The following is a 17,165-nucleotide window of genomic DNA, read 5'->3' on the forward strand; positions in this document are numbered from 1 at the left end:
ACACGACGGAGGATCGACATCGGCGGGACCGGGTCACGGGCCCGGGAGGCGGGACCGGAGAAGGGTGAGGGCATGGCGACCGTCGTGCTGGTCGGCACACTGGACACCAAGGGCGAGGAGTACGCCTGGCTGCGCGAGCGGCTCAGGGAGTACGGCAGCGACGTCCTCCTCGTCGACACCGGGATCATGCCGCCGCCCGCCCACGCGCCGGTGGCGGACGTCTCCGCCGACGTCGTCGCGCGCGCCGGGGGCCACGACCTGGCCGTCCTGCGGGCGGCCGGCGACCGCGGCGCGGCCGTGGCCGCCATGGCCCAGGGCCTCACCCGGGTCGTCGTCGACCTCTACCGCAAGGGCCGGCTCCACGCCGTGCTCGCCGCCGCGGGCAGCGGCGGCTCCGCCATCGCCGCCCAGGCCATGCGCGCCCTGCCCATCGGCGTACCGAAGGTGCTCGTCAGCACCATGGCCGGCGGCGACGTCTCCCCGTACGTCGACAGCAGCGACCTCACCCTGATGTACAGCGTCGTCGACATCTCCGGCCTCAACTCCGTCTCCTGCCAGGTCCTCGGCAACGCCGCCGCCGCGGCCGCCGGGATGGCCCGCCGCTACGAGCGCAACCACGACGAGCCCGCGGGCCGGGGGCGGCCGGTCGTCGCGGCCACCATGTTCGGCGTGACGACCCCGGCCGTCGACGTGGCACGCGCCCGGCTCGCCGAACTCGGCTACGAGGTCCTCGTCTTCCACGCCACCGGCGCGGGCGGCCGGGCCGTCGAGAAGCTCGCCAGGGACGGCATGCTCGACGGCGTCCTCGACCTCACCACCACCGAACTCGCCGACGAACTCGTCGGCGGCGTCCTCAGCGCGGGCCCGTCACGGCTGACCGCGGCGGGCGCGGTCGGCATCCCGCAGGTCGTCGCCCCCGGAGCCCTCGACATGGTCAACTTCGGACCGGCCGCGACCGTGCCCGAGCGGTTCGCGGAGCGGCGGCTGCTCGTCCACAACGCGACCGTGACCCTGATGCGCACCACCGTGGACGAGATGGCCGAACTCGGCACCGTCATGGGCCGCAAGCTCCGCGCCGCACGCGGCCCGGCCGAGGTCTTCTGGCCCCTGCGCGGCGTCTCCGCCGTGGACGTGGCCGACGGTCCGTTCGCGGACCCGGAGGCCGACCGGGCCGGCCTGGAGGCCGTGCGCGCCGCCGTCCGGGGCGGCGAGGTCCGCGTCCACGAACTCGACGCCCACGTCAACGACCCCTCGTTCGCGGTCGCCATGGCCGACCGCCTGCACCAGCTGATCAGCGAGCGCGCGCGCGTCGCCGCCCGCTGACCGGGAAGACCCGAAGCACCTCCGCAGCGCCCCCGCAGACCACCGAGGAGTGATCACCGTGACCACCATCAGCCGACAGGACGTACTCGACCGGCTGCGCGCCCAGGTCGCCGCCGGCCGTCCGATCGTCGGCGCCGGAGCGGGCACCGGCCTCTCCGCCAAGTGCGCCGAGGACGGTGGCGTCGACCTGCTGATCATCTACAACTCGGGCCGCTACCGGATGGCCGGGCGCGGCTCGCTGGCGGGACTCCTGCCGTACGGCGACGCCAACGCGATCGTCAAGGACATGGCCCGCGAAGTGCTGCCCGTGGTCCGCGACACGCCCGTCCTCGCGGGCGTCTGCGGCACCGACCCCTTCCGCCGCATGGACCTCTTCCTCGACGAGCTCAAGGCCATGGGCTTCGCGGGCGTCCAGAACTTCCCCACGGTCGGCCTCTACGACGGCACCTTCCGCGTCAACCTGGAGGAGACCGGCATGGGGTACGGCCTGGAGGTCGACATGGTCCGCGCCGCCCACGAGCGTGACCTGCTCACCGCCCCGTACGTCTTCGACCCCGAGCAGGCGGCCGACATGGCCCGCGCGGGCGCCGACGTGCTGGTGCCGCACGTCGGCCTCACCACCAAGGGGGCCATCGGCGCCGGGACGGCCCTGACCCTCGACGCGGCGGCCGCCGCCGTCCAGGAGATGCACGACGCCGCCAAGCGCGTGAACCCCGACGTCCTGGTGCTCTGCCACGGCGGGCCGATCGCCGAACCGGAGGACGCGCGGTACGTCCTGGAACACACCACCGGGGTCGTCGGCTTCTTCGGCGCCTCCTCGATCGAGCGCCTGCCCACGGAACGGGCGATCACGGAGCAGACCCGCGCGTTCAAGGCGCTGGCCACCGGCTGACCCCGGCCGGCGGGCGGTCAGTCGTTCCGTGGGTGGCTCTCCGTCACCCGGCCCTTCGCGTCGGCCTTCAGATAGGCGGAGCCGTACGCGTCGGACAGGTACACGGTGATCCCCGCGTCGGTCCCGGCCAGCGTCGATGCGGGGACGACGACGACGTAGCGACTGGTCGGCTTGTCGACACCCAGATCCTTGTCGGCGCGCTGGAGCAGCGCCGGCAGGGCGTCCCAGTTGAACGCGACGAGGTCGGCGGGGACCGTACCGGGGAACGCCGTACCCGATCCCTGACGGACCGCCGCGTCCTCGCCCCGGTAGACGTAACGGTCGTAGCGCTTCGTGCTGCCCTTCACCAGGGACTCGGAGACCGCGTACTCCGGGTACACGACGAAGCCGGTGACCTTCGTCCCGCCGGAGGCCGCCTTGACGGAGGCGATGGCCGCGCGGACACCGGCGGGCGTCAGCAGGTCGAGCGGCACCGGATCGGCGTCCGCCGTCGGTGTCGGCGTCGTCGACGTCCGGGGGCGCTGGGCGGCCGGGCCCTGCTGGGACGGCGGAGCGCCGCTCGGCCCGCCGCCCGGCTCGGCCGGCCGCCAGTCCCAGGCCATGGCGGCGACGGGGATGCCGACGGCGAGCACCACCACGGCGGCCGACCCCAGGAACCGTCCGGCACGCCCCCGCCGCCGGCCGTCGGCCCCACGGACCGGGGGAGCGGAGGCGGCCGAGGGAACGGTGACCGCGCGGGGGTCGCCCGGGGGCGGGGTCGCAGGGGTGGGAGCGGCGGTTGCCGGTGCGGGAGGCACGGGAGTCACCGGAGCCGAGGAGGACGCGGGAGCCGGCGAAGCGGCAGGGGTCGCGGGAGGAGCGGCAACCGGAGGCGGCGCCAGCCGGAACGACGTGGCTTCGCCGCCGTCCGCCGGCTCCCGCCCATTCGCCTCCCGCCCATTCGCCTCCCGGCCATCCGCCTCCCGCGCGGCGGCGTCCCGGACGGCAACGGCCCCCTCCCGGGAGACGGCCTCCCCGTCCTCCGCCGCCACCTCGCCCAGCACGCGTGCGAGTTCCTCCACGCCCGGGCGCTCCGCCGGGTCCCGTACGAGAAGGCGGGTCAGCACGTCGGTCAGGCCACCGGCCCTGAGCGGGGGCGGTACGTCGTCCGAGAGGACGGCCGCGAGCGTCGCGAGGGTGTTCTCCCGGCGCAGCGGGTGGTTGCCCTCGACCGCCACGTACAGGAGCATGCCCAGCGACCACAGGTCGCCCGCCGGTCCGCCGGAGGCCCCGCCCCGGATGCGCTCGGGCGCCATGTAGTCCGGCGAGCCGATGATGGAGCCCGAGGCCGTCAGGACGGTGGACTCGCGGATCGCCGCGATGCCGAAGTCGGTGAGCACCGGCCGCCCGTCGGGGCGCAGCAGCACGTTGGCCGGCTTCACGTCACGGTGCTCGATGTCCCGCGCGTGGGCGGCCCGCAGCGCCGCGAGCAGTCCGCGGCCGACGGCGGCGGCCTCGGCGGGCGTCATGGGACCCCGGTCGAGCCGGTCCTGCAGGGAGCCGCCGGTGACCAGTTCCATCACGAGCCACGGGTACGTCCCCTCGCCCGCGTCCACGATGTGGTGGATGGTCACCACGTTGGGGTGGTCGATCCGGGCCAGGGCGCGGGCCTCGCGCAGGACGCGGGCGCGCAGCGTACGGGCGCCCTCCACGTCGTACTCGGCCATGGCGGGATCCGGCGGGCGCACCTCCTTCAGCGCCACGTCACGGTGGAGGGCCAGGTCGTGGGCGCGCCAGACCGTTCCCATGCCGCCGCCGCCCAGCCGTTCCACCAGCTCGAAACGGCCGTCGATCACTCTGCTCACGCGCACACCCCTGTACTCCGATCCCCGGAGCGGCGGCCCACGGCTCGGCCCCGCCCACTTCGCCGTACACGTCCGTCCCACAGCACCCCGCGGGCCCACGGATCGGCGGGCCCGCCCCCTGCCGACCGCCTTCCCCCCGGCACCGCCGGCGGCAGTACCGGCGGCGACGGGCTCGACCGTACCGCGCGGGGCCGACACCTCCGCCGCCAGCCGATCGGCCGCACTGCGCAGGGCCCGCCGCCAGGTCCTCGGATAGGGTGATTCGGTAGGGATTGCGCCCCCTGGGGCCAGGCCGAGGCGTAGGGCGATGCGTTGGAGACTCACCAGTCGTCGAGCAGGGTTCCGCAGCCGCCCCGGGCGGCCGTCGGGGACGCGGGTGTGCTCCGGGAGCTGCTCCCGATCGCCCTCTGGCGGGAGGACGCCGACGGTCACATCGTCGAGTGGTCGCTCGCCGCGCAGGACCTCCTCGGCCACCGGCCCGAGCACGTGCTCGGGCGGCTCGCCACGCCGCTCCTCGTCCCCGACGCCAACCGTGAGCTCGCCGACCGGCTCACCGACCGCGTCCAGGCGGGCGAGACCATGGTCGGCACCCTTCCCGTCCGGCACCGCGACGGGCACACGATCGCCATGGAGATGTGGATCGTGCCCGCCGCCGATCCGCAGGGGCGGCCGGGGGCGATGCTCATCGCCGTAGAGACCTCCGAGGTCCTGCGGATGCGGGAGAACCTGGCGGCGATGGAGAGCCTCTTCACCCAGTCGCCGATCGGTCTCGCGCTCCTCGGCCCCGACCTGCGGTTCCTGCGGGTCAACGACGCCCTGGCCCGGATGAACGGGGTGACGGCGGCCGGGCACGTGGGCCGACGGCTCACCGAGGTCGTGCCCGGCGTCAACGCCACCTCGCTCGAATCCCTGATGCGCCAGGTCCTCGACAGCGGGCACGCGGTCGTCGACGCCCGGCGGGTCGGCCGGACGCCCGCCGACCCCGACCGCGACCACATCTGGTCCTGCTCCTACGCGCCGCTCGTCGACCGCGCCGAGCCGCGGTCCCTCGGGATCATCGCCTCCCTCGTCGACATCACCGAGAGCCAGGAGGCGCACAGCGAGGTCGAGCGCGCCCGGCACCGCTTCGCACTGCTCGCCGAGGCCGGGGCCAGGATCGGTACGACCCTGGACCTGCGGATGACGGCCGAGGAGGCCGTCCGCTTCCTCGTACCGCAGCTGGCCGACTCCGCCGACGTACAGATGCTGGAGTCGGTCCTCGCGCCGGACGATCCGGCCGCGTCCACGCGCGGCGTCCTGCGGCGGCTCGCGGCCGCCTTCCCCGATCCGACGGCGCCCACCTCCGTACTGGCGCCCGGACAGACCTTCCAGATCCCGCTGGACTCGGTGTACGAGCAGGTCGTCGCCCGCGGGCGGCCGACGAACCTCTACACCTCCGACATCCCCGCGCTCTTCACCGACCCGCGCACCGAAGCGCTCCGCACCTATCTCGCCACCCGCATCGGATCGGCGCGGCTCGTCCCGCTGGTGGCCCGGGGGCAGGTGCTCGGGGCGGTCACCGTGACCCGGCTGCGGACCCGCGAGCCCTTCGACGCCCAGGACTGCGTCCTCATCGACGAGGTCGTCGCCCGCGCCGCCCTCAACATCGACAACGCCCGCCTCTACACCACCCAACGCGAGGCCGCCCTGACCCTGCAGCGCAGCCTCACCAACAGCGCGCTGCCCGCCGTCGCCGGGCTCGAACTCACCGGCCGCTATCTGCCGGCGAGCGCCCATGACGTCGGCGGCGACTGGTTCGACGCCATCGCGCTCCCCGGCGGACGCACCGGTCTCGTCATCGGCGACGTCATGGGGCACGGCATCCACGCGGCGGCCGTCATGGGCCAACTCCGCACGGCGGTACGGACCCTGGCCCGCCACGACATCGCGCCGGCGCGGATGCTCAGCTCCCTCGACGCCGTCGTCGCCGACCTCGGCGAGGACACGATGGCGACCTGTGTGTACGCGGTCCACGACCCGGCCACCGGAGGCTGGGCCGTCGCCCGCGCCGGCCATCCGCCCCCGGCCGTGGCCACCCCGGACGGGACCATCACCTTCCTCGACGGGCCGCCGGGAACCCCGCTGGGCACCGGCGCCCACGACTTCGGCACTCAGGAGGTGGCCCTGCCCGCGGGCGGGCTGCTCGTCCTCTACACGGACGGGCTCATCGAGGCCCGCGACCGGGACCTCGACGAGGGGATGCGGCAGCTCGGCAGGGCGCTCCGGCACCTCGACCGTCCCCTGGACGCGCTGTGCGACGAGGTCCTGGAGCAGCTGCTCGTGGGGCCCGCGCAGGACGACGTGGCGATACTGCTGGCCCGTACGACCCGCTGAACTCCCGTACGCGGAAAGGGGCCTGGGCTTCGGTCAGGTGAGGGGGTGCTGGATCCGGAACAGGTCGCGGAGCAGCGCGATCTCCGCCCCGTGGTGCAGCAGTTCCTGGTTCACCCACCACACGATCTCCAGGAACGGGTTCTCGGGATCGCTGCCGTGGGGGTACGTGCAGTGTCCGATCGTGTCGAGCGCGGCGTCGTCCACGGACAGCAGCGCCTCCCGCCAGGCGTCGGCCGCCCGGTCGAAGGCGGCGACGGCGGTCGCGGCGTCGCCGCTGATCTCGTAGTCGTCGCGGGTCAGGGAACGGGTGCCGTTCGTGTGGTCGGCGCGCAGCGCGAGCATCTCGCTGAGGTGGCTCAGCCGCCAGGCGATCGTCGTGAACGGCGGCGGGACGGGGTGCGGCGGCGGCGCGGTCTCCCGGCCCCAGGGGCCGACACCGGTCAGGAGGCCGGCGGCGGGTCCCGGCCCCTCGCTGTGGAGCCGGACGGACCAGCAGCCCGGACCCGGTTCCCAGAAGTACTCCGCGTCGGTCATCGGGCCGACCTCGACGTCCGTGCCGTTCCCGCTGTCCACCACCGGGCCGGTCATGCGGTCGGTCAACCGCTGCCGTCCGAAGTCGAACTGCTGGAGGAGGGGCTGGAGTCGGGCAGGCTGGTCCATCGAACGCTCCGGGGCAGCGGGACAGGGCGGTCGTACTGTGCCACAGGCCGCTCCCGCCCGCCTTCGGATTTCCGGCCGCCCCGAACCGCGGTCAGGAGGGCGGGGGTTGGGGGACGGACGTACGGCGACACGAACGCGTCGCCACGGGCCGCCGCGCGCGCTCAGGGCCGGTCGATGTGCACGCTGGTCGACTTCACGCGGGCGGTGGCCTCCACGCCGACCTCCAGCCCCAGTTCCTCGACCGCCTCACGGGTGAGCAGGGAGACGAGCCGGTGCGGCCCCGCCTGGATCTCGACCTGCGCGGCGACGTCGCCCAGCTTGACCGCCGTCACGATCCCGGGAAAGGCGTTGCGCGCCGAGGTGTACGTCAGGTCCTCGTCGCCCTGACCGCTGGGCCCGCCCTGGCCGACCTCGACGGCGAACGCGGCCAGATCGCGCCCCTCGATGAGACGCCGGCCGTTCTCGTCGCGACGGGTCGTGACCCGGCCGGCGTCGGCCCAGCGTCGTACGGTGTCGGGACTCACGCCCAGCAGGCGCGACGCCTGCCCGATGGTGTAGGACTGCATGGGCGCCACACTAGGCGCTGCGGGATCGCCCGACCGCCTCGACCAGCGGCAGCAGCCGGTGGGCCACCCGCTCCCGCAGGGCGATCTCGGTGCGGGTGCGCACCACGCCCGGCAGCTGGATGAGCCGCTGGATGACATCCTCCAGATGCCCCGCGTCCCGGGCGACGACCCGGGTCAGCAGATCGCCGCCGCCGGTGATGGAGAAGGCCTCGACGATCTCCGGCACCTCGGCGAGCGCGTCGCCGACCTCGTCCAGATGCCCCTGCGTCACCTCGACGTGCACGAACGCGAGCACCGGGTGGCCCAGCGCGGCGGGGGAGAGGACCGGGCCGGTCGCGGTGATCACCCCGTCCCGCTCCAGCCGGTCGATCCTGGCCTGCACGGTGCCCCGCGCCACGCCCAGCACGCGCGCGTACTCCCGCACGCTCGTCCGGGGCTGCTCGATGAGCAGCCGCAGGATCCGGGTGTCGAGCTCGTCCACCGCCATGCTCCGTCGTCCTCCTCCGATGTCGGTCTCCGATGTCGTTCTCCGATACGGAAACACCACATTCTGGTACGGATTCGACCGCGCGCGGAATTCGGGTGAGAAATGTCGTCCGAGGATGTCGAGAACCCGTGCCGTGCTCCGTCCCCGAGGTGAACGCGCCCACAATGGGCCGTACCGGCACCGAGGAGAACCATCATGGCCAAGTACCTGCTCCTGAAGCACTACCGCGGCGCTCCGGCCGCCGTGAACGACGTCCCCATGGACCGGTGGACGCCGGAGGAGATCTCCGACCACATCGCGTACATGAACGACTTCGCGGCCCGTCTGGAGAAGACCGGCGAGTTCGTCGACGGCCAGGCGCTCGCCCCCGAGGGAACCTTCGTCCGGTACGACGGCGAGGGCCGCCCGCCGGTCACCGACGGCCCCTTCGCCGAGACCAAGGACCTCATCGCCGGCTGGATGGTGATCGACGTCGACAGCTACGAGCGCGCCGTCGAGCTGGCCGGGGAACTGTCGGCCGCCCCCGGGGCGGGCGGGAAGCCGATCCACGAGTGGCTCGAACTGCGCCCCTTCCTCTCGGCGCACCCCACCACCACGGAGTGACCCCGCGGAGGAACACCGTGCGGGAACCCATGAAGGAACGGAGCGCCGCCGTGACCTGCCCGACGACCGAGGACCCGCTGTGACCACTCCGCTGGACGAGGCCCTGCTCCGGAGCCTCACACCGAGCGTGATCGGGGTCCTCGTCCGCCGCGGAGCCGACTTCGCGGCGGCCGAGGACGCCGTCCAGGACGCGCTGGTCGAGGCCGTCCGCACCTGGCAGGACGACCCGCCCCGCGACCCCAAGGGCTGGCTGGTGACGGTGGCCTGGCGCCGCTTCCTCGACGCGACCCGGGCGGACACCGCCCGGCGCCGCCGGGAGGACCTCGTCGACGAGGAACCGGCGCCCGGCCCCGCACCCGGCACCGACGACACGCTCCAGCTCTACTTCCTGTGCGCCCATCCCTCCCTGACACCGTCGTCCGCGGTCGCGCTCACGCTGCGCGCCGTGGGCGGGCTCACCACCCGCCAGATCGCCCAGGCCTACCTCGTCCCCGAGGCGACCATGGCGCAGCGCGTGAGCCGCGCCAAGCGCACCGTCGCCGGGGTCCGGTTCGACCGGCCCGGCGACGTGGCCACCGTGCTGCGGGTCCTCTACCTGGTGTTCAACGAGGGCTACTCCGGCGACGTCGACCTCGCCGCCGAGGCCATCCGGCTCGCCCGGCGGCTCGCGGCCGCCGTCGACCACCCCGAGGTGTCGGGGCTCCTCGCCCTGATGCTGCTGCACCACGCCCGGCGCGCCGGGCGGACCGCCCCCGACGGGAGTCTGGTGCCGCTCGCCGAGCAGGACCGCGGTCGGTGGGACACCGAGGCCATCACCGAGGGCGTCGCGATCCTCCAGGCCGCGCTGGCCCGCGACCGGCTGGGCGAGTTCCAGGCGCAGGCGGCCATCGCCGCGCTGCACGCCGACGCGCCCGTCGCCGAGGAGACCGACTGGGTGCAGATCGTCGAGTGGTACGACGAACTCGCGCGGCTGACCGACAGCCCGGTCGTCCGGCTCAACCGGGCGGTGGCCGTGGGGGAGGCCGACGGGCCGCGCGCCGGTCTCGCGGCGCTCGCGGAGCTGAGCGACGGACTGCCCCGGCACACCGCGGCGGCGGCGTACCTCCACGAGCGCGCGGGGGACCTCGCGACGGCGGCCCGGCTGTACGCCGAGGCCGCCCACAAGGCCTCCAACCTGGCCGAACGCGATCACCTGACCCGCCGGGCCGCCCGCCTCAACGCCCTCGGGCCCCGCTGACGACGGCCGGGGGCCCGGCTCCGCGCCCCGGCCGACCCGGTGGTCCGATGGCCCTCCGTTGGACCGGTCCGACGCGCACGTGCTGGGCCAATGGCCCACCGAGCGGGCGTTGAGTTGAGCCAAGGGCCGCCCGGATGCTTTCCTTGTCGTATCCAGGTACTTTCGGCGCCGCGCAGCGCCGGGTCGGCGACGAGGCCGGTCCGGACCGCGGCGCCTTCGTCGTGTCCGCGCGCCCCCACCACCCCGGGAAGCCGCCGACGGGGCGAAAGGCAAGACAAGGGGGCGGTTCACCACCGTGCAGAGGTTCTTCGTGGCGCCGGATCCGGGGCTCGTCAGGTTCAAGAACGCGTTCCGCGCCGTCATCGGCATCGCTCTCGCGGTCGCCCTCGCCGAACTGGCGGGCCTGTCGCTGACCGCGTCGATCACCGGCGGCCTGGCCGCGCTGCTCGCGCTGTTCACCGTGACGGACGCGACCGTGCGGGCGCAGCGCGTGACCACCCTGCTCCTTCCGCTGGCCGGCTTCCCCGTCCTCGCCGTCGCGACCGCCCTGCACGACCTGACGCCGCTGCGGGACCTCGCCTTCCTCGCGGTGGTCTTCTGCGGGGTCTACGCCCGGCGCTGGGGTCCGCGCGGGCACGCGCTCGGGGTCTTCGCCTTCATGAACTTCTTCACGACCCAGTTCCTGCACGCCGTTCCCTCGCAGCTCCCCGAGCTGTTCGCGGCCGTGGGCATCGCCCTGGCCGCCGCGGGCGCGGTGCGTTTCGTCCTCTGGCCGCTGGAGCGACGTACCCCGCCCGCCGCGGTGCCCGCCCCGCTGCCCGGCGTCGGACTCGCCCGGGTGACCACCCGGCAGGCGGTCCAGGCCGCGGCCGCCTGCGCCGTGGCGCTCGGGATCGGACAGGTGCTGTCCGAGGACCGCTGGTACTGGGCCGTCGGCACGACCTGGTGGATCTTCGTGAACACCGTGTCCCGGGGCGAGACGCTGGTACGCGGCTTCCGCCGGGTGCTCGGCACCGTGATCGGGATCGGCGTCGGCATGGTGGTCGCCCTCCCGCTCGACGGGGCGGTGGCACCCACGGCCCTCCTGGTGGCGCTCTGCGTCTTCGGGATCTTCTACACGGCGCCCGTCTCGTACAGCTGGATGATGCTGGCCGTGACCGTGATGGCCGGTCTCCTCTACGGGCTCCTCGGCGTGCTCGACCCCGCGCTCCTGGTGCTGCGCTTCGAGGAGACCGCCGTCGGCGCGGTGTGCGCGGCGCTCGCCGTCCTCCTGATCCTCCCCGTCACCACCCACGCGATCAACGACGCGTGGATCCAGCGCGCCCTGCGGGGCGTACGGGCCGCCACCTCGGCCTCGCTGGGGCGCCTCTCCGGCGACGCGGACGCCGACCCCGGCCCGCACGCGGCCGAGCTGGAACTGCTCCTCGGGCGCGTACGGCTGTCCCTGGCACCGCTGGTCCACCCGCTCAGCCCCTTCCGGGCCCGCAAGGCCCGGGCCCGACAGGTGCTCGCGCTCCTCGACGAGTGCGCGGACGAGGTACGGGGGCTCGCCGCGGTCGCGGCCGACCCGGCCGCCGGCCACGACGCCCGGCTCGCGGCGGCCTGCTGGCGCGTCGAGGCCGCCGTCGAGCGCCTGACGTCGCCGCGGGGCGGCCCCGGGGCGGGGGAGGAGACCCCGGCGGCCACCGTCGCCGGACCGCCCGCGGACCAGGCCGCGCTCGGCCACGTGAGCGGCCTGGAGAAGCTCCTGGCAGCCCTGGACGAACCCCTGCGCACGCCACCGGGCTCCCTGCTGGTCCGCTCCTGATCGCACGTACCGCATGACGCGGGCCCGGCCGGGCGGCACTCACGCCGCCCGGACCGGGCGGCGCCGCACCCCACCTCGCCCGCCCTGGTCTAGACCCCCTGCTACCGTCGGCCCGACGACGGCCGGTCGACCGCGACCGGCCCCGGGGACAGGGGAGGCACCGTGGGCGGCACAGGGACGGTTCAGGGGCAGGGCGCCGTACGGGCGTACATCGGGTCCTTCACCTCGGCGGGCGGGCTCGGCGTGCTCGCCGCCGACGTGGACGCGGTGACGGGCGCGCTGACCGTCACCGGCGGCAGCGACGCCGTGGCGGACCCCTCGTTTCTCGCCCTCGCGGGCCCCGTGCTGCACGCCGTGTCCGAGACCGACGCGGGGGCCGTGGCGGCCTTCGACGTCACCGGCCGCGCCCCGCGCCCGCTCGGCGCGCCCGTCCCTGTCGACGGCGCCGCGCCCACCCACCTCGCGCTCGCCGCCGGCCACCTCCTCACCGCCAACTACACCTCCGGCAGCGTCACCGCGCTGCCCCTGGCCGAGGACGGCACCGCCCTCCCCGCCACGACGGTCCTGCGCCACGAGGGCAGCGGCCCCGTCGCCGCCCGCCAGGCCGCCCCGCACGCCCACCAGGTGCTTCCCGACCCCAGCGGCCGCTGGGTGGTGAGCGTGGACCTCGGCACCGACTCCGTACGGATCTGTGCCCTGGACGCGGAGACGGGGGCGCTCACCCTCCACGGCGAGACGGCGCTGCGCCCCGGCACCGGCCCGCGCCATCTGGTCTTCCACCCGGCCGGCACGCACGCGTACGTCCTCAACGAGCTGGAGCCCACCCTCACCGTCTGCCGCTGGGACGCCGGGGCGGGCGTGCTCGAACCGCTCGGCGAGACTCCCGTCGTCCCCGAGGACGCCACCGGCCCCGACCACCCCTCCGAGGTGGTCGTGGCCCCCGACGGGCGCTTCCTCTGGGCGGCCGTGCGCGGCGGCGACACCCTCGCGGTGCTCGCCCTCGACGCGGACGGCGCCGGGGCCTCCCTCGTGGCCTCCGTGCCCTGCGGCGGCACCTGGCCCCGCGACCTGACGCTGGACCCGTCGGGCCGCCGCCTGTACGTGGCGAACGAGCGGTCCGGCGACGTCACCTGGTTCACCCTCGACCCGGAGACGGGGACCCCGGCCCGCGCGGGCGCGATCGAGGCCCCGGCCGCCTCCTGCGTCGTCTTCGGCTGACGACGCCGTAGGCCCCGGGCGCCGGCGTACGCCTCGGGTGTCGCCGTACGCCGCCTCACGTCGAAGGGCCCGCACCGGACATCCGGTGCGGGCCCTTCGACGTACGGGCGAGGTCGCGGACCTCAGAGCGAGGCGGCGCCCTGCGGCTGCTGCGGCGGGATGCCCAGCGCGGCCGTGTACTGCGACAGCACCAGCTTGCCGATCGCGGGGTAGGCACCCAGCGGCTCGGCGGCGGCGCAGCCGGCCTCCTTCGAGGCCACGTCGAGCAGGCCGTCGGCCAGCTCGGGGCCGATCAGGTACGGGGCGAGCGCCAGCTGCTCCGCACCGGCGGCACGCAGCTGGTCGGCGACGGAGGCGATCGAGCCCTCCTGGTCGAGCGCGGCGGCCATCACCGGCACGGCGAGGCGCGCGGCGAGCAGCATGCCGGTGATCCCGGCGGCCTGGACGGCCTCCTCGCCGCCGACCGTGGCCAGGATGATGCCGTCGGCGGCCGTGGCGACCGTGAACAGCCGGGCGCGGTCGGCGCGGGCGAGCCCCGCCTCGGAGAGGCGCACGTGCAGCGCCTCGGCGAGCAGCGGGTGCGGGCCGAGGACATCGGTCAGCTCGGCGGTGTTGCCCGCGTCCATGACGGCCTGGCGCACCTGGCGCGTCTGGGCGCTGTCGGGGCCGGCGAGCAGCGGGACGACGACCGCGGCCGGGCCCGTCGGGGCGGCGACCTCACGGCCGGCGGCCACGGCCAGCTCGTACCGCTCGGTGCGCAGCGCGGCGGCGGCCGTCAGCATGGTCGTGAGCGAGGGGTACTCGGTGTCGTCGCCGTCGAGGAAGGCGATCAGGGCGTCGAGGCCGGGCAGCTCGGAGCGGGCGATGCTCACGACCTCTTCGGCGAGCGAGCGTATGGCGGCGGACGGAGCGCCGGGCACAGCGAGAACCAGTGCGGGAGCGCCCTCGGGCGCCGCCGCGGGTTCGGGGCGACGGTGCCGCCCGGACTGACGGGGTCGAGGCATTCGTACAGGCAGGCCGGAAGCAGGCCCAGTGGGGGAGCTCATGGCCCGGCATGCTACTGGTTTCGCCCGGCGCGCCGTCGGCTGAGGTGCACTCACGCGCCTTCTGCCCCCCTATGTCCCCCCTTGCCGGTGACCTGGCGGCTTGCACCGCCTCCGACCTGGGCGGATGGCGCGGGCCGTGCCATGTCGTCGACGAAGAGACGTAGCAGCGACGCGTCCTCGGGCAGGCGCGGCGTCCCGGTGGCGAGTGCCGCGGCGAGCGTCACCGCCCCGGCCAGCGGATCGCCCGCCGCGTCCGCGGTCCGGGCGTGCGGGAGCCGGTCCCGGAGCGCCGCCCGCAGGGGTACGAGCAGGGGCTCGCCCATCTTGAACAGTCCGCCCGTCAGCGCCACCAGCGCCTCCGGTCCCGTCGGGCAGACGGCCTCAGCGGCCTCGGCGATGTGCCGGGCCGCCCTCGCGAGGATGTCCGCCGCGACCGGGTCGTCGGCGGCGCACCCGCCGACCTCGGGGGCGAAGGAGGCGAGCACCGCCGGCCGGTCCGTACGGGGGTAGAGCGCCGCCGGCAGTCCCGCCGCCGGCCCGAACAGCTTCTCGGCGCGGGCCAGCAGCGCCGCCGAACCGCCGCGCCGCCCGTCGTACGCGCGCATCGCCGCCTCCAGACCGGCCCGGCCGATCCAGGCGCCGCTGCCGCAGTCGCCGAGGAGATGACCCCAGCCGTCGGCCCGCCGCCAGGAGCCCAGGTCCGTGCCGAGCGCGATCATGCCGGTGCCGCCCGCGACGACCGCGCCGGGCCGCTGCCCGAGCGCTCCGGCGTACGCCGTGACCGCGTCGGCCGCGAGGGCGAGCCGCCGCACCCCCCACGCCTGGGCGTACGCCCCCGGCAGCTCGGCCCGCAGTTCGTCCCCGAGGGTCGCCATCCCGGCGGCGCCCACCGCGACCGCGAGGAGCGGACGCCCGCCGTGCGCCTCGGTCAGGGACCGGACGGCGGGCAGGGTCTGGTCCAGGAAGTGCCGGGCGGAGATCCCGCCGGGACCGGTGCGCACCGGCTCGCGGGAGGCGAAGGTGCCGAGGACGGCTCCTGTCGCCGCTTCGGCGAGGGCGATCCGGAGTCCCGAACCACCGGAGTCGACACCGACGACCAGGCCGTCGGACGGGGCGGAGGGCTCGGCGGGGGCGGAGGACGCGCTGCGCTCGGTCACGTTGTCACTGTAGGCCGGTAGAGTGACGGACCGTGACAGCGCGACCGTTGAACGAACTGGTGGAGCCCGGCTGGGCGGAGGCCCTCGCCCCCGTGGCGGGGCGTGTGGCGGAGATGGGCGACTTCCTGCGGGCGGAGATCGCCGCGGGCCGGACGTACCTGCCGTCCGGGCCGAACGTGCTGCGGGCGTTCCAGCAGCCCTTCGACGAGGTGCGGGTCCTGATCGTGGGTCAGGACCCCTATCACACGCCGGGGATGCCGATGGGGCTCAGCTTCTCGGTCGCGCCCGAGGTCCGCTCGCTCCCCCCGAGCCTGGAGAACATCTTCCGGGAGCTGCACACCGATCTCGGTCTGCCCCGGCCGTCGAACGGCGACCTGACGCCGTGGACCCGGCAGGGAGTCCTGCTTCTCAACAGGGCGCTGACCACGGCCCCGCGCAAGGCGGGCGCCCATCGGGGCAAGGGATGGGAAGAGGTGACCGAGCAGGCCATCCGCGCGCTGGCCGCCCGGGGCAAGCCGCTGGTCTCGATCCTCTGGGGCAGTGACGCCCGCAGGGCCCGTCCGCTCCTCGGCAACCTGCCGGCGGTCGAGTCCGCGCATCCGTCCCCCATGTCGGCGGACCGGGGCTTCTTCGGCTCCCGGCCGTTCAGCCGAGCCAACGAGATGCTGCTCGGCATGGGTGCGCAGCCGGTGGACTGGCGCCTGCCCTGACGAAGGGGGCGGCGGCGCGAACCGACCGCTCTCCCCTTCCCCTTGGCCGGCCGCCGGTGATCGGTCCACCGGCACACGGCCGAGGCGATCGGACCACCGGCACACGGCCGGCGCGTTCAGATCACCGCCGCCCGGACGCAGAGCACGTCCGGCAGGTGCTCGGCGAGGAGCTGCCAGCTGTCGCCGTCGTCGGCGCTCGCGTACACCTCGCCGTTGCGGTTGCCGAAGTACACGCCCGCGGGGTCCGCGTCGTCCGTGCAGAGCGCGTCCCTGAGGACCGTGCCGTAGTGGTCGCCGCCGGGCAGCCCCTCGGCCAGCGGCTCCCAGGTCGCCCCGGCGTCGTTCGTCCGGTAGACCCGGCACCGCCGGCCCGCCGGGACCCGGTCGGAGTCCGCGGTGATGGGGAAGACATAGGCGGTGTCCCGGCGGTGCGGGTGCGCGGCGACCGCGAAGCCGAAGTCGGAGGGCAGCCCGGATCCGATGTCGGACCAGTGGGCGCCCGCGTCGTCGCTGCGGAAGACGCCCCAGTGGTTCTGGAGGTAGAGCCGGTCCAGGTCGCCCGCGTCCTGGGCGATCTTGTGGACGCACTGCCCGAACTCGGGGTGCGGGTCCGGCAGGAACACGGCGGACACCCCGTCGTTCGAGGGCGCCCAGCTGGCCCCGCCGTCCTGTGAGCGGAACACTCCGGCGGTCGACACGGCGACCGTCAGCGCCGCAGGGTCGCGCCGGTCGGTGACCACGGTGTGCACGGCCTCGCCGCCTCCGCCGGGCACCCAGCGGGAGCGCGTCGGATGCTCCCACAACGGGCGGACCAGCTCGAAGGACTCGCCCCCGTCCTCCGACCGGAAGAGGGCCGCGGGCTCCGTCCCCGCGTACACGACGCCGGGGGAGTGCTCCGGTGCCGGGTGCAGCTGCCAGACCCGCTCCAGGGAGGCGCCGGTGTCCTCGGGGAACTTCACGGCGGGCCGCTCCGGCTCGGTCCACGTCCTGCCGAGGTCGTCGGAGTGGAAGACGGACGGTCCCCAGTGGGAGCTGTCCCCGCCGACGAGCAGCCGCGGGGTCGTCCCGCGCGTGTCGACGGCGACGGAGTAGACCGCCTGCGCGGGGAAGGCCGGATCGTCGAACTCCCATCGGCCGTCGTGCCTTCGGCCGATGAAGAGCCCCTTGCGGGTGCCTACGGTGAGGAGTACGTCGGGCATGGCTGCGACCTCCAGGACGCCGTTGTCGCGGATACGGGCCAGT

The 17,165-nt window shown here is 75.0% G+C and carries 15 protein-coding genes; 8 read left to right on the forward strand and 7 right to left on the reverse strand.

Annotated elements, in window-relative coordinates:
• The first annotated feature begins 72 nt into the window (after positions 1–72).
• Both ASD33_RS22295 and ASD33_RS22300 read left to right on the forward strand, forming a co-directional pair.
• Complete coding sequence (locus ASD33_RS22295) at positions 73–1,323, forward strand: Tm-1-like ATP-binding domain-containing protein (protein WP_056563309.1); 1,251 nt, start codon at positions 73–75, stop codon at positions 1,321–1,323.
• A gap of 58 nt (positions 1,324–1,381) precedes the next feature.
• Positions 1,382–2,215 carry a phosphoenolpyruvate hydrolase family protein gene (locus ASD33_RS22300; protein WP_242427215.1) on the forward strand — a complete coding sequence of 278 codons (834 nt, stop codon included), beginning with the start codon at positions 1,382–1,384 and terminating at the stop codon, positions 2,213–2,215.
• 17 nt (positions 2,216–2,232) lie between these two features.
• On the opposite strand, the gene ASD33_RS22305 is transcribed toward ASD33_RS22300, so the two are convergent.
• Entirely contained in the window at positions 2,233–4,059 is a 1,827-nt protein-coding gene (locus tag ASD33_RS22305; protein WP_079044989.1) for a serine/threonine-protein kinase, read from the reverse strand.
• Positions 4,060–4,371: 312 nt separating this feature from the next.
• Here ASD33_RS22305 and ASD33_RS22310 point away from each other — a divergent pair, with 312 nt between their 5' ends.
• Positions 4,372–6,432 carry a SpoIIE family protein phosphatase gene (locus ASD33_RS22310; protein WP_056563317.1) on the forward strand — a complete coding sequence of 687 codons (2,061 nt, stop codon included), beginning with the start codon at positions 4,372–4,374 and terminating at the stop codon, positions 6,430–6,432.
• Positions 6,433–6,465: 33 nt separating this feature from the next.
• On the opposite strand, the gene ASD33_RS22315 is transcribed toward ASD33_RS22310, so the two are convergent.
• The 3 genes from ASD33_RS22315 to ASD33_RS22325 all read right to left on the reverse strand — a co-directional run bounded on the left by ASD33_RS22315 (position 6,466) and on the right by ASD33_RS22325 (position 8,145).
• A complete protein-coding gene (locus tag ASD33_RS22315; RefSeq protein ID WP_056563320.1) occupies positions 6,466–7,092 on the reverse strand; it encodes a DinB family protein in 627 nt (208 codons plus the stop codon).
• Positions 7,093–7,253: 161 nt separating this feature from the next.
• Positions 7,254–7,658: a helix-turn-helix transcriptional regulator gene (locus tag ASD33_RS22320; RefSeq protein ID WP_056564505.1), complete on the reverse strand. Its 405-nt coding sequence runs from the start codon at positions 7,656–7,658 to the stop codon at positions 7,254–7,256.
• 10 nt (positions 7,659–7,668) lie between these two features.
• Entirely contained in the window at positions 7,669–8,145 is a 477-nt protein-coding gene (locus ASD33_RS22325) for an Lrp/AsnC family transcriptional regulator (RefSeq protein ID WP_056563323.1), read from the reverse strand.
• 195 nt (positions 8,146–8,340) lie between these two features.
• Between ASD33_RS22325 and ASD33_RS22330 the strand changes: the two genes are divergently transcribed.
• The 4 genes from ASD33_RS22330 (at position 8,341) to ASD33_RS22345 (ending at position 13,010) form a co-directional block, all read left to right on the forward strand.
• A complete protein-coding gene (locus tag ASD33_RS22330) occupies positions 8,341–8,748 on the forward strand; it encodes a YciI family protein (RefSeq protein ID WP_056563326.1) in 408 nt (135 codons plus the stop codon).
• A gap of 79 nt (positions 8,749–8,827) precedes the next feature.
• Positions 8,828–9,985, forward strand: a complete 1,158-nt coding sequence (locus tag ASD33_RS22335) for a DUF6596 domain-containing protein (protein WP_242427217.1) — start codon at positions 8,828–8,830, stop codon at positions 9,983–9,985.
• A 295-nt stretch (positions 9,986–10,280) separates the two neighbouring features.
• Entirely contained in the window at positions 10,281–11,792 is a 1,512-nt protein-coding gene (locus ASD33_RS22340; RefSeq protein ID WP_056563329.1) for an FUSC family protein, read from the forward strand.
• A 162-nt stretch (positions 11,793–11,954) separates the two neighbouring features.
• Positions 11,955–13,010 (forward strand): lactonase family protein, encoded by a 1,056-nt coding sequence (locus tag ASD33_RS22345; protein ID WP_056563332.1) that lies wholly within the window; start codon positions 11,955–11,957, stop codon positions 13,008–13,010.
• Positions 13,011–13,132: 122 nt separating this feature from the next.
• Here the strand turns inward: ASD33_RS22345 and ASD33_RS22350 are convergent, their stop codons facing one another.
• Positions 13,133–14,056: a hypothetical protein gene (locus ASD33_RS22350; protein ID WP_079044945.1), complete on the reverse strand. Its 924-nt coding sequence runs from the start codon at positions 14,054–14,056 to the stop codon at positions 13,133–13,135.
• 50 nt (positions 14,057–14,106) lie between these two features.
• Positions 14,107–15,213, reverse strand: a complete 1,107-nt coding sequence (locus ASD33_RS22355) for a BadF/BadG/BcrA/BcrD ATPase family protein (RefSeq protein WP_079044946.1) — start codon at positions 15,211–15,213, stop codon at positions 14,107–14,109.
• Between the two features lie 32 nt (positions 15,214–15,245).
• On the opposite strand from ASD33_RS22355, the gene ASD33_RS22360 reads away from it, so the two are divergent.
• Positions 15,246–15,923, forward strand: a complete 678-nt coding sequence (locus tag ASD33_RS22360) for a uracil-DNA glycosylase (protein WP_056563338.1) — start codon at positions 15,246–15,248, stop codon at positions 15,921–15,923.
• 116 nt (positions 15,924–16,039) lie between these two features.
• Here the strand turns inward: ASD33_RS22360 and ASD33_RS22365 are convergent, their stop codons facing one another.
• Positions 16,040–17,122, reverse strand: coding sequence for a sialidase family protein (locus ASD33_RS22365; RefSeq protein WP_056563341.1), 1,083 nt, complete (start codon positions 17,120–17,122; stop codon positions 16,040–16,042).
• Positions 17,123–17,165 lie beyond the last annotated feature (43 nt).

Source organism: Streptomyces sp. Root1304 (assembly GCF_001426405.1).
Lineage (GTDB): Bacteria > Actinomycetota > Actinomycetes > Streptomycetales > Streptomycetaceae > Streptomyces.